This window comes from Streptomyces sp. NPDC043726 (genome assembly GCF_056436565.1).
The window spans coordinates 36,195-49,613 of record NZ_JBWKCI010000008.1 but is presented as its reverse complement, the minus strand read 5'-3'; the positions used below and the strand labels follow the sequence as shown (position 1 = coordinate 49,613).

Here is a 13,419-nt window from a genome sequence, read left to right as displayed (position 1 = left end):
ACCCGCGCCCTCGCTTCCCCGTCCGGGCCGCGGGCCGCCGGGTCAGACCCAGACGCCCCGGTCCTCCATGACCTTGCGCAATGTCTCGATGTGATCGGTCATGATGCCATCCACGCCGAGGTCCAGGAGCCGGTGCATACGGTCCTCCTCGTTGACCGTCCACACGTGCACCTGGAGCCCGCGCGCGTGGGCGGTGCGCACGAAGCGGTGGTCGACGACCTGGATGCCGGACTGCATCTCGGGAACCTGCGCGGCGACGGCCGAGCGGCGCACGGCAGCGGGCACGCCCCAGGAGCGCAGCCGCAGATTGAGCACCCCGCGGGTGCCGTACGACGTGGCCAGCTTGGGGCCCGCCAGCCGCTGGGCCCGGACCACCCGCGCCTCGGAGAAGGAGCCGAGGCAGATCCGGTCCCACGCGCGGGTGCGCTCGATCAGGTCGAGGAAGGGCAGCAGCGCGGACTCCGCCTTGACGTCGACGTTCCAGCGCGCCTCGGGGAAGGCATCCAGCAGCTCCTCGAACAGCGGCACCGGCTCCTGACCGGCGACGCGTGCCTGCCGTACGTCAGCCCAGGGCAGGTCGGAGATCCTGCCCGCGCCGTCGGTCACCCGGTCCAGCGTGGAGTCGTGGAAGGCGACCAGCTTGCCGTCGCGGGTGACGTGGACGTCGGTCTCCAGATACCGGTAGCCCAGGTCCACCGCGCGCCGGAACTGCAGCCGGGTGTTCTCCAGGCCCTCGGCGTCGCCGCCGCGGTGGGCGAAGGCGATCGGACCCGGATGGTCGAGATAGGGGTGGCGTATCGGCGTGCTCACCGTCGCAGTATCGCTCGCCGGGGTTGACCGGTGGCAACGACCGTGCTGCCGTCCGGTGCCCGGGGGACGGCGAAGACGCGCAGGAAGAGCTGGGCGAGCGGGCCGATGGTCAGCGCGTACAGCACGGTGCCGACGCCGACCGTGCCGCCCAGGAGGAAGCCGGAGACGACCACGACCACCTCGATGCCCGTCCGCATCAGCCGGATCGAGCGCCCGGTGCGCCGGTGCAGCCCGGTCATCAGGCCGTCGCGCGGGCCGGGGCCGAAGCGGGCGGCGATGTAGAGGCCGGTGGCCGCGCCGTTGAGGACGATGCCGGCGACGAGAAGGGGTATCCGGACGGAGAGGGAGTGCACCTCGGGGAGGGCGGCCAGGGTGCCGTCCATGGCGATGCCCACCACGAACACATTGGAGACGGTGCCGAGACCCGGCCGCTGGCGCAGCGGGATCCACAGGAGCAGCACGGCCGCCCCGACGATGATCGACACGACGCCGATGGTCAGTCCGGTCAGCTCGGCGAGCCCTTGGTGCAGCACGTTCCAGGGTTCGAGACCGAGGCCGGCCTCGACGAGCAGGGCCGAGCTGGCTCCGTAGAGCGCGAGTCCGGCGTACAGCTGGATCAACCGTCGCCCGAGACGGCTTGTGGTGGACAAGTGGGTCCCCCTGTGGTGGTAGTGGCCTGCTTCATGACACCCTGTGGCTTGAGGTGAACGGCCATCCATGGCCAATCCGGGGAAGGTGGACTGATTTCCATGGCGCAGTGGACTTCGGCGGTGGGGCCAACGCAGCTCGCCCGGCTGCTCAGCTCCCAGCAGGACCGCCCCGCGGGCCCCGGTACGCGCCGCCCGCCCGCCTATCGCGCTCTCGCCGACGGCATCCGGCTGCTGGTCCTGGAGGGACGGGTGCCGGTGGCCGCCCGGCTGCCCGCCGAACGCGAACTGGCCCTCTCCCTGTCCGTCAGCCGTACGACGGTCGCGGCGGCCTACGAGGCGCTGCGTGCCGAGGGCTTCCTGGAGTCCCGGCGCGGAGCCGGCAGCTGGACCGCCGTCCCGGCCGGAAACCCGCTTCCCGCGCGCGGGCTGGAACCGCTGCCGCCCGAGGCCCTCGGTTCGATGATCGACCTCGGCTGCGCGGCCCTGCCCGCGCCCGAGCCCTGGCTCACCCGGGCCGTGCAGGGCGCCCTGGAGGAACTGCCGCCGTACGCCCACACGCACGGCGACTACCCGGCGGGGCTGCCCGCGCTGCGCGCGATGATCGCCGAGCGGTACACCGCGCGGGGGATCCCGACCATGCCCGAGCAGATCATGGTGACGACCGGGGCGATGGGCGCCATCGACGCGATCTGCCATCTCTTCGGCGGGCGGGGCGAGCGGATCGCGGTGGAGTCGCCGTCGTACGCCAACATCCTCCAGTTGATGCGCGAGGCGGGCGCCCGGCTGGTGCCCGTCGCCATGGCCGAGGGGCTGACCGGCTGGGACATGGACCGCTGGCGGCAGGTGCTGCGCGACGCGGCGCCCCGGATCGCCTATGTCGTCGCCGACTTCCACAACCCGACCGGCGCCCTCGCCGGCGACGACCAGCGGCGGCAGATGGTGGACGCGGCGCGCTCGGCCGGGACGGTGCTGGTCGCCGACGAGACGATGAGCGAGCTGTGGCTGGACGAGGACGTCGACATGCCGCGCCCGGTCTGCGCCTTCGACCCGGCCGGGGCCACCGTCATCACCGTCGGCTCGGCGAGCAAGGCCTTCTGGGCCGGGATGCGGATCGGATGGGTGCGGGCGGCGCCGGACGTGATCCGCAGCCTGGTGGCCGCGCGGGCCTATGCCGACCTGGGGACACCGGTGCTGGAGCAGCTGGCGGTGAACTGGCTGTTCAGCACGGGCGGTTGGGAGCAGGCCGTCGAGCTGCGCCGGCATCAGGCCCTGGAGAACCGCGAGGCGCTGGTCAGCGCGGTGCGGCGGGAGCTGCCCGGCTGGGAGTTCGAGCTCCCCAAGGGCGGCCTGACCCTGTGGGTCCGCACGGGCGGCCTGTCCGGCTCCCGGATCGCCGAGGCGGGCGAGCGGGTCGGCGTCCGGGTTCCGTCCGGCCCCCGCTTCGGCGTCGACGGCGCCTTCGAGGGGTATGTGCGGCTGCCGTTCACCGTGGGGGGCGCGGTCGCGGAGGAGGCGGCGGTACGGCTGGCCGCGGCGGCTCGGCTGGTGGAGCGCGGGGGGACCGGGGGCGGGGAGGCGCCTCGGACGTTCGTGGCGTGAGGCCGCTGGCATGATCGCGGTTCATGGGCACCGACATTCACGGATACGCCGAGGTGCGGAACGGCTACGACGACACCTCGGAACCCGAGGACGAGGACGTCTCCCCGCTCTGGCACCCGGCCATGGCGCTCCGTCATCTCTACGACGGCCGGTCGTGCACAGCGTTCGGGTTCCTGTTCGGTGTCCGTGACGGGACCGTCGAGCCGCTGGCCGCAGGACGTGGCTTCCCGGCCGACGCCTCCCGGGCCACCGCACGCGCTTACGCCGAGGAGGAAGTGGACTCCCACAGCCCGACCTGGATCACCTGGGCCGAACTGGCCGCCGTGGACCGGGATGAACAGCCGGCGGTGGCCACGGAGGACTGGGGCGACCTCTTCGAGGTGATGCACATCCTCGCCCACCGGCACGGTTCGCCGAACGTCCGGCTCGTCGTCTGGTTCGACAACTAGGACGTGGGCTGGGGAGTCTCCGCCACCAGGGCCTCGGCCGGGACCGGCTCGGGCTGCTCCTCCGAGTCCGCCGGGGTCGTCCGGGGCGGGAGCAGGTCCAGGACCGCCTTGCGGTGGGCGTCGCTCGTGGCGTCGTCGTACGGGTCCGGGGTGGCCGGGACCTGGAGGCGCAGGACCGGGCCGTGGCCCAGGCGGGCGTAGCCGCGGCCCGGGGGGACCTGGGCGATCGGGGTGGTCTGCGGAGGCGCCCCGAGGATCGCCGTGAGCTGTTCCGCGGTCGCCGGGCCCAGGACGGCACGCGCGCGTGTGTGCTGCCGTACCGGCTCGGTCAGGAGTTCCGCGCTGTCGAGCTGGTCGGCCACGACCACCGTGACGTTCGCCGCGCGGCCGTGCCGCAGCGGCACTTGGAGCAGGGCCTGGGGGTCCTTGTGACCGTCGGTGGCGGCGAGGTGGGCGAAGGCGGTCGGGCGGTCCAGGAGCAGCCACAGGGGGCGCTTGGTGTCCTCCGGCGGCGGGTGCCCGGCCTGGCGGGCGCGGTTGAGGGCGATCAGCCGGCGCTCCGTCTCGTGCGCGGCCCACTCCAGGCTGGCCAGCGCCCCGGCCAGCGCGCACTCGACCGCGAGCACGCCGTCCCGGCCGGTCAGGCAGGCGTACTCGCCGGTGCCGCCGCCCTCGACGATGACGACATCGCCGTACTGGAGCGCCTGGAGGGCGATCGAGCGGAGCAGGGTGGAGGTGCCGCTGCCGGGCTGGCCCATGACCAGCAGATGCGGCTCGGTGGAGCGGACCCCGGTGCGCCAGACGACCGGGGGCATGTCGCGCTGCTCCTCGCCGTGGGTGAGGGGGAGCGTGCGCTGGACCTCGCCGGGGTCCGTGAAGCCGAGCACCGTCTCGCCGGGTGCCGTGACGAATCGCTGGGCGGCGACGTCGGTGGGCAGCGGGGGCAGGACCGCGAGGGAGAGCTGGTTGCCCTCCTCGTCCCAGGCGAAGCGGTACTCCCGGCCGCGTCCCGACTTCGCGGTGAGCAGGTGCTCGATCCGCGCGCGGGCCTCGGGCTCGCCGTCGGTGAAGTAGGCCGGGTAGCGGATCGTGAGGCTGGTGACGCGCCCGGAGGCGTCGAACTCGTACTCGGGGAAGGCGTTCTCCCACTCACCGCCGTGGGAGTACATCGGGGCCGGGTCGTCGGCCGTGGAGAAGTACGGCACGAGCGCCTCGTACAGCGACTTCAGCCGTTCCGTCTGCGACTCGTCCGGCCCGTCGGGGGCCGGCGGGGTGCGGTCGCGGCCGTGCCAGGCCGCGGCCGCCATCAGGGTGACGGCGGCCAGCAGCGGGCCGTACGGCACGAGCGCCACGACCAGGATCACCGAGGCCACCAGGAACAGCAGCGGACCGCGCTTGTCCTTGGGGGTCTCGGCCCACTTGCGCCGCCCGGCCGATGCCAGCCGGCGCAGCCCGCGGGTGATCGTGATCAGCGGGTGGAGGACATCGGTGGCGCTGTCGGCCGCCGTCCGGGCCAGCTCCCGGCTCCGGGCGATCTGCGCGCTGCCTGTGCTCAGGATGCGGGGGAGGGGGCGCCGGGCCACTGCTGTCTCCTGACGGTGCGTACGGACGGGACGGGCGGCTTCAGAACTTGATGCCGCCGAGCAGGCTCGCCAGGCTCTCGCCGCCGGCCTTGATGCTCGGGGCGATCGCGGTGCTCGCGAGATAGAAGCCGAAGAGCGCGGCCACCAGGGCATGGGACGCCTTGAGGCCGTCCTTCTTGAAGAAGAGGAAGACGATGATGCCGAGCAGGACCACGCCTGAGATGGACAGGATCATTTGAGTTCTCCTGGTTCGTGGGGACAGTCACCATGAGTACTTCCAGGATCACAGGATGTATCCATACGATAAAAGGTGCAACTGGGTGAATTTCGGCAGATTTCGCCCGGATGGCCGAGCTGTTCTGGGCCGGAAGAGCTGGGACTTGCGTCCAACCGGGTTCGTGGTGATCTTTACCTCGGGCACATCGGGTCATGTGCCGCGGGAGCCAGTACCCTGGCGATTCACCTGAACGGTTGTATGGAGAGGCGGACCGGCGATGAGCGAAGCCCCCGACCCCGAGGTCGTGGAGCTGGCGACCAAGATCTTCGATCTGGCCCGGCAGGGGCGGACCGAGGCACTCGTGGCGTACCTCGACGCGGGCGTTCCGGCCAACCTCACCAATGACCGCGGAGACTCCCTGGTGATGCTCGCCGCCTATCACGGGCACGCCGAGGCGGTACGCGCGCTGCTCGCCCGGGGCGGCGAGGCCGACCGCATCAACGACCGAGGCCAGACCCCGCTCGCCGGGGCCGTGTTCAAGGGCGAGACGGACGTGATCAAGGCTCTTCTGGAGGGCGGCGCCGACCCGTCGGCGGGCACTCCGTCGGCCGTCGACACCGCCCGGATGTTCGGCAAGACGGAACTGCTGGAGCTGTTCGGCGCACACTGATCCGAACGCGCTGACCAGCCAGGACACAGAAAACGGGGGAGGCGGTAAAGGGCCGCCGAAATTTCGGTCGCGGCAGGTGGAACTGCCGAGTCATCATGACGTCGTGATTCACGGACGCGATGGCTGGGCAGGTGTTGCCGCACCGCGCGGGCCGTGATGCGGTCCGCATGGGCCACCTACGAGAGGCAGAGGAAGATGGCTTACAGCAAGCAGGAAACGGCGGGCGCCCCGACGTGTTGTCACGCGGCCAGGTAGAGCACGTCCCCGGTTGCGTCGACGCTTGATGTGAGGCTGTTTCCCATGTTCGATCCGGTCATAGCGCCCAGCGGTACGCTGCTCGGCCTGCTCCAGCGGGGCCGCGGCGACGGCACACTGCACGCGCTCACCGCCCCGCGAGCCGAAGCGCTCGCGGCCCTGAATCACTGTGTGCTGAGCGACCCCCGCCACGACTGGCAGGTGGAGAACCGCTCCCTGTACTACGCCCGTCTCTACCTCGACCTGAACGGCGAGCTGGACGAGATCGAGGCCCACCTCTTCGACGTCGAGGACGTCTTCGACGGCGAGGAGTCACGCACCGGCCTGGCCCTGGCCGTCCTCGGCCACCTCGCCTCCTACGGCAGGCGCGACGCCCTTGCCCTGCTGCGCCGGTACGCCGCCACCGGCGCCAACTGGGCCTGGGCCCTGGACGAACTGGCGCTGCGCGACGACGACGCCGGACTGCGCGCGCTGGCCGCGCCCGTCCTGGCCCGTTTCGGCACCGATCCCGAGGGCGAGGCCGAGCTGGCCGCCGCCGTACGCGACGCGTTCGAGCCACGGCCCTGGCGGCTGTGGGCGGAGGACCCGCGCGAATCGATCGCGACACGCGTGCGTGCCGCCCAGGAGACCGGCTGTTTCGACCGCTGGCAACGGCAGATGAGTCCCTCCGGGCCCCGCCCCGGCTGGAGCGTGCGGGCCGTCTTCGAATGGGCCCAGCAGGGCGTCGACCGGGGTGCCGCGCTCCATGTGCCGGCCGCCCGCTGTCTGGTCGCCGTCGCGGGCCCCGAGGACCGGCCGGAGATCCTCCAGGCGGCCAAGGACGGCACCGAGGGCGCACGCTGTACAGCCCTGCGCTACCTCGCCGACGGCAACGACCCGGACGCCCTCGACCTGATCGAGGCGGCCGTGACGGCGGGACCGCCGTCCGTCGTGGAGGCCGCCGTCGACGCCTTCGAACGGATGCGCAGTGTCGCCGCCGTGGACCGGGCCCGCGGCTGGGCCCACCGTCCCGATCCGCTGGGTGCCGCCGCCGGACGCATGCTCGCCTGCCGCGGCGGGGCTCAGGACAGCGACCTGGTCCTCGCGGCCCTGCGGGAGGCCGTACGGGGCGAGGGCCCTGACGCGCCGACCCTGTGGACCCTGGTGGACGGCACCGGACGGCTCGGCATCCAGTGCGCCGCCCCCGTCCTGCGCCATATCTACCGCGAGACCGCCTCGTCCCAGCTCCGCTGCCGGACCGCGCGAGCCCTCGCCGCGACCGATCCGTCCTTCCCGTCCGGATTCGCCGTCGAATGCCTCTGGGACTGCGAGGAGACCACCCGCGAGATCGCCGCCCGGCATGCCGAGACCGGCGACAACCGGGTCGTGGAGCGACTGCGCCGGCTCGCCGCCGACCCGGCCGAGGAGGACGAGGTCCAGACAGCCGTTCGCAGCCGGATCGGGCCTGACACGCCCGCAGGGTGAACGGGGGGCGACGCGCGGGTCAGGCGGGCATGGACACGGCCTGACCTGCTCGGGTGTGCAGCGGAACGCTCATGGGACGTTCCCTGTTCGGAAAGATCCACGTTGACGCGGCCACGTCCAGCACGGCGACAACACCGGTATGCGAGTCGTCATCGTGACCGAATCCTTTCCCCCCGATGTGAACGGCGTGGCCCACTGCGCGCTCCAGACCGCCCGACACCTCGTCGATCGCGGTCACGCCCCCGTCGTCGTCGCCCCGGCCCCCGCTCCCGGGAGCAAGCTCGGCGCGCTCGCGCCGTGCCCAGTCGTCCATGTCCCCTCCCTCCCGCTCCCCGGCTACCCCCAGGTGCGCGTCGCGCTGCCCAGCCGGAAGCTGGCCTCGGCGCTGATCGAGCACAACGCCGAGATGGTCCACCTGGCCAGCCCCTTCGTCCTCGGCGTCCGCGGCATGGCCGCCGCCGCCCGGCTCGGCATCCCCGCCGTCGCCGTCTACCAGACCGACCTGGCCGGATACGCCCGTACCTACATGGGCGCCGGCGAGGCCGCCGCCTGGCGGCGCATCCGCTCCGTCCACTCCGCCGCCGACCTCACCCTCGCCCCGTCCAGCGCCTCCCTGCGCGACCTGGAGGCCCACGCCGTGCCCCGGGTCAAGCTGTGGCCGCGCGGTGTGGACACCGTCCGCTTCAAGCCGGAACTGCGCGACGAGGCGCTGCGCCGGGAACTGGCCCCGAACGGTGAGGTGATCGTCGGCTACGTCGGCCGGCTCGCCCCCGAGAAGCACATCGAACTGCTGGCCGGCGCCTGCCGCCTCGACGGCGTCAAGCTCGTCGTCGTGGGCGACGGACCGAGCCGCCCGAGCCTGGAGCAGGCGCTGCCCGGCGCGGTCTTCCTCGGCCGCCGCACCGGCGACGAGCTCGCCCGGATCTTCGCCTCGCTGGACGTCTTCGCCCACACCGGCCCCTTCGAGACCTTCTGCCAGACCGTGCAGGAGGCCATGGCCAGCGGAGTGCCCGTCGTCGCGCCCGCCGCGGGCGGACCGCTCGACCTGGTCGCCCACGGGCACACCGGGCTGCTGTTCCCCGCGGGCGACGCCGACGCCGTACGCGAGGCGGTGCGTGCCCTGGCGGCCGACCCTGCCCTGCGCACGTCGTACGGCACCGCCGCGCGCGCGATGGTCGAGGGGCGCACCTGGGCGGCCGTCGGCGACCAGCTGATCGCCCACTACGGCCAGGTGCTGGAGAACCGCCGGGCGAAGGTGGCGGCGTGAGCGAGTCACTGCGCATCGTCCGGCTCGCGAACTTCGTCGCGCCCGCCTCAGGCGGTCTGCGGACCGCGCTGCGCGAGCTCGGCAGGGGCTTCAAGGCGGCCGGGCACGATCCGGTGCTCATCGTGCCCGGCGAGCGCCACACCGACCAGGAGACCGAGCAGGGCCGGGTGATCACCCTGCCCGGGCCGCTGCTGCCCGGCACCGGCGGCTACCGCGTCCTGACCGACAAGCGGCGCGTGGCCCGCCTCCTGGAGGAGCTCGGCCCGGACCGCCTGGAGGTCTCCGACCGGACGACGCTGCGGTGGACCGGCAAGTGGGCGCGTCGCGCGCGCGTGCCCGCCGTGATGGTCTCCCACGAGACCGCCGACGGCGTGCTGCGCACCTGGGGCCTGTCCGAGGGCGCGGCCCGCCGTGCCGCGGACGCGCTCAACGTCCGTACGGCCCACACGTACTCCCGCGTGGTCTGCACGACCGAGTTCGCCGAGCGGGAGTTCGTGCGGATCGGCGCCCGCAATGTCGTGCGGGCCCCGCTCGGCGTGGACCTGGTGCTGCGGCACCCGGCGATGCGCGACGCGGGGCTGCGTGACCGGCACGCGCGCGTGGACGAGACGCTGCTCGTCACCTGCACCCGGCTGTCGGTGGAGAAGCGGCCCGGGACGGCGCTGGACGCCCTGGAGGCGCTGCTCGCGCGGGGCAGGCGGGCGGTGCTGGTGGTGGCCGGCGACGGACCGCTGCGCGCGCGTCTCGAGGAGCGGGCGCGGGAGCGCGGGCTGCCGGTGACCTTCCTCGGGCATGTCGCGGACCGCGACATGCTCGGGGCGCTCCAGGCGTCCGCCGACGTGTGCCTGGCACCAGGGCCCGCGGAGACCTTCGGGCTCGCCGCACTGGAGGCGATGGCGTGCGGGACGCCGGTGGCGGTGAGCACGTCCTCCGCGCTGCCGGAGGTGATCGGTTCCGCCGGGGCCGTCGCCGCGGACAACGGGGAGGCGTTCGCCGACGCCGTGGAGCGGCTCCTCGCCCGTCCCGAGGCCGAGCGCCGCGAGGCGGCACGCGCGCGTGCCGAGTGCTTCGGCTGGGACACGGCGGTCACGGCCTTTCTCACCGCGCACGACGTGCCCGTCCCCGGCCGGGACCGGGTGGCGGAGGGCGTCGCATGAGACCCCTGCGCTTCGCCGCCCTCGGCGACTCGCTGACCGAGGGCGTGGGTGACCCCGTCGGGGACGGCTGGCGCGGCTGGGCCGCGCTGCTCGCCGGCGGACTCGCCGAACAACCCGTGGACTTCACCAACCTCGCCGTCAGCGGGGCACAGACACGGGACGTACTGGAACGACAGCTGCCCGACGCGCTGGACCTGCGGCCGGACGTGGTGTCCGTCGTGATCGGCGTGAACGACACACTGCGCTGCACCTTCGACATCCACGCCGTGGCGGCCCGGCTGGACGAGGTGTACGCGGCGCTCACCGCGCGGGGTGCCGTCGTCCTGACGGCCTGTCTGCCGGATCCGGGCGCGATGCTCGGACTGCCGGGAGCGCTGGCGCGTCCGCTGGCCCGGCGGCAGCGCGCGGTCAACACGGTCGTGCACGCGCTGTCCGAGCGCTACGACGCGGTGCATCTGCACGCCGCGGAGGGCGCCTGGCTCAGCGACCGCGCGATGTGGAGCTCGGACCGGCTGCATCCGGGGGAGCGGGGGCACCGGCAGCTGGCGCTGCGGTTTCACTCCCTGCTCGCCGAGGGCGGGCTCGCCACGGGCCTCGCGCCTTCGCCCGAGCCGGAGTTCCCGGCACCCACCAAGTCGGCGAGTCTGCGGTGGCTGGCCACCGCGGGGACCGGGTGGGTGGTGCGGCGGTGCACCGATCTGCTGCCGCAGCTGCTGACGCTCGCGTTCGACGAGATGCGGCACCGCGCGCGGGGCACCAGCGCCCGGCTCGACCTGCGGACGGCCCACGCGGTGTCGGCGGCGCTGGCCGCCCTGTCGGTGGCGGAACAGCAGCCGGACGCGGCGTAGCGCTCCGCGGGTTCTGTCCGCGGTTCTGTCCGCGGGTTCTGTCTGCGGGGCGGTCCGACTGCGGGGCGGTCCGACTGCGGGGCGGTCCGAGTTGGTGAGGCGAAGTCTCTGGCCGGCGTCACCGTCGTCGTACCGCTGTGAAGCGGACCGGCGTCCCCGGCACCGCCTGGGCCGCCGCCGGGAGGTCCTGGGGCCGGACCACCGCGATCACCGGGTAGCCCCCGGTGGTCGGGTGGTCCGCCAGGAACACCACGGGTCTGCCGTCCGGGGGGACCTGGACCGCGCCCAGCACCATGCCCTCGCTGGGGAGTTCCCCGGTCGTCGCGCGTGCCAGGGCGGGGCCCTCAATGCGCAGGCCGATGCGGTTGCTCGCGGGGGAGACGCGGTACGTCCGCGCGGTGAGCGTTCTGATGGCCTCCGGTGTGAACCAGTCGTCCCGGGGGCCGAGGGTCACGTGGAGGACGAGTTCCGTGGGCGGGGACGGCTGGGGTGACACGTCCACGCGCGCGGGGAGGCCGGTCGGGGTCCCCAGGGGCAGCACGGTGCCGTCCGTCAGGGGCGCCGGGCCGAGGCCGGAGAGCAGGTCCGTGGAGCGGCTGCCCAGGATCGGGTCCACGTTGATCCCGCCGGAGACGGCCAGGTAACTGCGGACGCCCGCTGTTGCCGCGCCGACCTCCAGCAAGGCCCCCGCGGGGACACGGACCGGGGCGCCCCAGGGGGCGGGGCGGCCGTCCACCGTGACCGCGCAGGGGGCCCCGCCGACCGCGGCGGTGACCGTCGAACGCGGGCGTACGGCGACGCCGTTGAGCGTGGTCTCCAGCACCGCCGCCCCGGGCGGGTTGCCGACCAGGCGGTTGACCAGGGCCGCCGCGGGGCCGTCGAGGGCGCCGGAGCGGGGTACGCCGAGGTGGGCGTGGCCGGGGCGGCCGGTGTCCTGGACGGTGGTGAGGGCCCCGGCGCGGACGACGGACAGGGCGCGGTCGGTCATGCGTTCCCCACTGGCTTCATCGGCGCCACCGGTTCCGTCAGCTCCATCGGCTCCATCGGCTTCCTTGGCTTCACTGGCCTCATCGGCACGAAGCGCACGCGCGTGCCCGGCGTCAGCAACGCGGCCGGCACGCGCGCGTGGTCCCACAGGACGGCGTCCGTGGTGCCGATCAACTGCCAGCCGCCCGGCGACGAGCGCGGGTAGACGCCCGTGTACGGCCCGGCGAGGGCCACCGAACCGGCGGGCACGGCCGTGCGCGGGGTGGCCCGGCGCGGGACGTCGTAGCGCGCCGGGAGTCCGGTGAGGTAGCCGAAGCCGGGCGCGAATCCGCAGAAGGCGACGGTGAACTCCGTGTCCGCGTGGACCTGGGCCACCTCCTCGGCGCACACACCCCAGTGGGCGGCGACGTCCGCCAGGTCGGGACCGTCGTAGCGCACCGGCAGCTCGACGACCTCCCGCGCGCGTGGGGGAGCGTCCGGCACATCGGCCGCGGTGAGTTCGGCGGCCAGCCGGGCCGGGTCCGTGACGCCGTCGAGGAGGACCGTCCGGGCCGCGGGGACGATCTCGCGGACGGACAGTGAGCCCTCCGCGCGGCGGCGCAGCAGCTCCGCGTGCAGCGCCTGGGCCTGCTCGCCCGACGCGACCTCGACGAGCAGGGCGTCGCCGCCGACCCGCAGTGCCCTCATGCGAAGGCCTCCACCCGGACGCCGTCCTCCTGCAGTCGCTCCCGGACCCGGCGGGCGAGTTCCACCGCGCCGGGCGTGTCGCCGTGCAGGCACAAGGAGCGGGCCCGCACGCGGATGCGGGCCCCGGAGTGGGCGGCCACCTCGCCGAAGCGGGCCAGGGACGCCGAGCGGGCCACGACGGCGTCGGGGTCGGTCACCACGGCACCCTCCCGGTCGCGCGGTACGAGGGTGCCCTCGTCGGTGTAGGCGCGGTCCGCGAACGCCTCCGTGACCGTCGGCAGCCCCGCCTTGGCCGCAAGCTCCAGCAGACGCGAGCCGGGCAGCCCGAGCACCGGAAGCGTGGCGTCGGCGAGCAGGACGCCGTCGACGACGGCGCCCGCCTGCTCCTCGTCGTGCACGACCCGGTTGTAGAGCGCGCCGTGCGGCTTGACGTAGGACACGCGCGTGCCCGCGGCGCGGGCGAAGACCTCCAACGCGCCGATCTGGTACGCCACCTCGGCCGCCAGCTCCGCGGACGGCACGTCCATCGCGCGGCGCCCGAACCCCGCCAGGTCCCGGTAGGAGACCTGGGCGCCGATCCGCACCCCGCGCGGGGCCGCCAGTTCGCACACCCGCCGCATGGTGACCGCGTCCCCGGCGTGGAATCCGCAGGCCACGTTGGCGCTGGTGACGACGGACAGCAGCCGCTCGTCGTCGGTGAGCCGCCAGCGGCCGAAGCCCTCGCCGAGGTCGGCGTTGAGATCGATCGAGGTCATGGGTCTGTCGATCGAGGTCAT

The 13,419-nt window shown here is 73.8% G+C and carries 14 protein-coding genes; 7 read left to right on the top strand and 7 right to left on the bottom strand.

Features of this window, described 5'->3' with window-relative positions:
* Positions 1–42: 42 nt before the first annotated feature.
* Together AC068Z_RS23385 and yczE are read right to left on the bottom strand one after the other, a co-directional pair.
* Positions 43–810: a glycerophosphodiester phosphodiesterase family protein gene (locus tag AC068Z_RS23385; RefSeq protein WP_478558758.1), complete on the bottom strand. Its 768-nt coding sequence runs from the start codon at positions 808–810 to the stop codon at positions 43–45.
* Positions 807–1,460, bottom strand: a complete 654-nt coding sequence (gene yczE, locus AC068Z_RS23380; RefSeq protein WP_478558755.1) for a membrane protein YczE — start codon at positions 1,458–1,460, stop codon at positions 807–809. The genes AC068Z_RS23385 and yczE overlap by 4 nt, the downstream gene beginning before the upstream one ends.
* 99 nt (positions 1,461–1,559) lie before the next feature.
* Here yczE and AC068Z_RS23375 point away from each other — a divergent pair, with 99 nt between their 5' ends.
* The gene (locus AC068Z_RS23375; protein WP_478558752.1) at positions 1,560–3,059 is read left to right on the top strand and encodes an SCO1417 family PLP biosynthesis transcription factor; all 1,500 of its coding nucleotides are present in this window, start codon (positions 1,560–1,562) and stop codon (positions 3,057–3,059) included.
* Positions 3,060–3,082: 23 nt separating this feature from the next.
* A complete protein-coding gene (locus tag AC068Z_RS23370; protein WP_478558750.1) occupies positions 3,083–3,508 on the top strand; it encodes a hypothetical protein in 426 nt (141 codons plus the stop codon).
* On the opposite strand, the gene AC068Z_RS23365 is transcribed toward AC068Z_RS23370, so the two are convergent.
* Both AC068Z_RS23365 and AC068Z_RS23360 read right to left on the bottom strand, forming a co-directional pair.
* Positions 3,505–5,091, bottom strand: a complete 1,587-nt coding sequence (locus AC068Z_RS23365) for an ATP-binding cassette domain-containing protein (protein WP_478558747.1) — start codon at positions 5,089–5,091, stop codon at positions 3,505–3,507. The genes AC068Z_RS23370 and AC068Z_RS23365 overlap by 4 nt on opposite strands.
* Positions 5,092–5,131: 40 nt before the next feature.
* Positions 5,132–5,326 carry a hypothetical protein gene (locus tag AC068Z_RS23360; RefSeq protein WP_015661880.1) on the bottom strand — a complete coding sequence of 65 codons (195 nt, stop codon included), beginning with the start codon at positions 5,324–5,326 and terminating at the stop codon, positions 5,132–5,134.
* 259 nt (positions 5,327–5,585) lie between these two features.
* Here AC068Z_RS23360 and AC068Z_RS23355 point away from each other — a divergent pair, with 259 nt between their 5' ends.
* The 5 genes from AC068Z_RS23355 to AC068Z_RS23335 all read left to right on the top strand — a co-directional run bounded on the left by AC068Z_RS23355 (position 5,586) and on the right by AC068Z_RS23335 (position 10,969).
* Positions 5,586–5,978 carry an ankyrin repeat domain-containing protein gene (locus tag AC068Z_RS23355; protein WP_478558742.1) on the top strand — a complete coding sequence of 131 codons (393 nt, stop codon included), beginning with the start codon at positions 5,586–5,588 and terminating at the stop codon, positions 5,976–5,978.
* Positions 5,979–6,278: 300 nt separating this feature from the next.
* Positions 6,279–7,697 (top strand): HEAT repeat domain-containing protein, encoded by a 1,419-nt coding sequence (locus AC068Z_RS23350; protein ID WP_478558739.1) that lies wholly within the window; start codon positions 6,279–6,281, stop codon positions 7,695–7,697.
* A gap of 139 nt (positions 7,698–7,836) precedes the next feature.
* Positions 7,837–8,964 (top strand): glycosyltransferase family 4 protein, encoded by a 1,128-nt coding sequence (locus tag AC068Z_RS23345; protein WP_478558736.1) that lies wholly within the window; start codon positions 7,837–7,839, stop codon positions 8,962–8,964.
* The gene (locus tag AC068Z_RS23340) at positions 8,961–10,121 is read left to right on the top strand and encodes a glycosyltransferase (protein ID WP_478558733.1); all 1,161 of its coding nucleotides are present in this window, start codon (positions 8,961–8,963) and stop codon (positions 10,119–10,121) included. Before AC068Z_RS23345 ends, AC068Z_RS23340 begins: the two co-directional genes overlap by 4 nt.
* Entirely contained in the window at positions 10,118–10,969 is an 852-nt protein-coding gene (locus tag AC068Z_RS23335; RefSeq protein WP_478558730.1) for an SGNH/GDSL hydrolase family protein, read from the top strand. Before AC068Z_RS23340 ends, AC068Z_RS23335 begins: the two co-directional genes overlap by 4 nt.
* A gap of 118 nt (positions 10,970–11,087) precedes the next feature.
* Here AC068Z_RS23335 and AC068Z_RS23330 read toward each other — a convergent pair whose 3' ends face one another.
* Genes AC068Z_RS23330 through AC068Z_RS23320 form a run of 3 tightly spaced genes read right to left on the bottom strand, consistent with a single transcriptional unit; the run spans position 11,088 to position 13,398 of the window.
* A complete protein-coding gene (locus AC068Z_RS23330; protein ID WP_478558727.1) occupies positions 11,088–11,957 on the bottom strand; it encodes a 5-oxoprolinase subunit C family protein in 870 nt (289 codons plus the stop codon).
* Complete coding sequence (gene pxpB / locus AC068Z_RS23325) at positions 11,954–12,643, bottom strand: 5-oxoprolinase subunit PxpB (RefSeq protein WP_478558724.1); 690 nt, start codon at positions 12,641–12,643, stop codon at positions 11,954–11,956. Before pxpB ends, AC068Z_RS23330 begins: the two co-directional genes overlap by 4 nt.
* Positions 12,640–13,398: a LamB/YcsF family protein gene (locus AC068Z_RS23320; protein ID WP_478559878.1), complete on the bottom strand. Its 759-nt coding sequence runs from the start codon at positions 13,396–13,398 to the stop codon at positions 12,640–12,642. Before AC068Z_RS23320 ends, pxpB begins: the two co-directional genes overlap by 4 nt.
* Positions 13,399–13,419: the final 21 nt, after the last annotated feature.

Bases quoted from the DNA above. Each gene is read 5' to 3' on its own strand.
- AC068Z_RS23375 (WP_478558752.1), top strand. From the start codon at position 1,560: ATGGCGCAGTGGACTTCGGCGGTGGGGCCAACGCAGCTCGCCCGGCTG.
- AC068Z_RS23370 (WP_478558750.1), top strand. From the start codon at position 3,083: ATGGGCACCGACATTCACGGATACGCCGAGGTGCGGAACGGCTACGAC.
- AC068Z_RS23360 (WP_015661880.1), bottom strand. From the start codon at position 5,326: ATGATCCTGTCCATCTCAGGCGTGGTCCTGCTCGGCATCATCGTCTTC.
- AC068Z_RS23355 (WP_478558742.1), top strand. From the start codon at position 5,586: ATGAGCGAAGCCCCCGACCCCGAGGTCGTGGAGCTGGCGACCAAGATC.
- AC068Z_RS23350 (WP_478558739.1), top strand. From the start codon at position 6,279: ATGTTCGATCCGGTCATAGCGCCCAGCGGTACGCTGCTCGGCCTGCTC.
- AC068Z_RS23345 (WP_478558736.1), top strand. From the start codon at position 7,837: ATGCGAGTCGTCATCGTGACCGAATCCTTTCCCCCCGATGTGAACGGC.
- AC068Z_RS23335 (WP_478558730.1), top strand. From the start codon at position 10,118: ATGAGACCCCTGCGCTTCGCCGCCCTCGGCGACTCGCTGACCGAGGGC.
- AC068Z_RS23330 (WP_478558727.1), bottom strand. From the start codon at position 11,957: ATGACCGACCGCGCCCTGTCCGTCGTCCGCGCCGGGGCCCTCACCACC.
- pxpB (WP_478558724.1), bottom strand. From the start codon at position 12,643: ATGAGGGCACTGCGGGTCGGCGGCGACGCCCTGCTCGTCGAGGTCGCG.
- AC068Z_RS23320 (WP_478559878.1), bottom strand. From the start codon at position 13,398: ATGACCTCGATCGATCTCAACGCCGACCTCGGCGAGGGCTTCGGCCGC.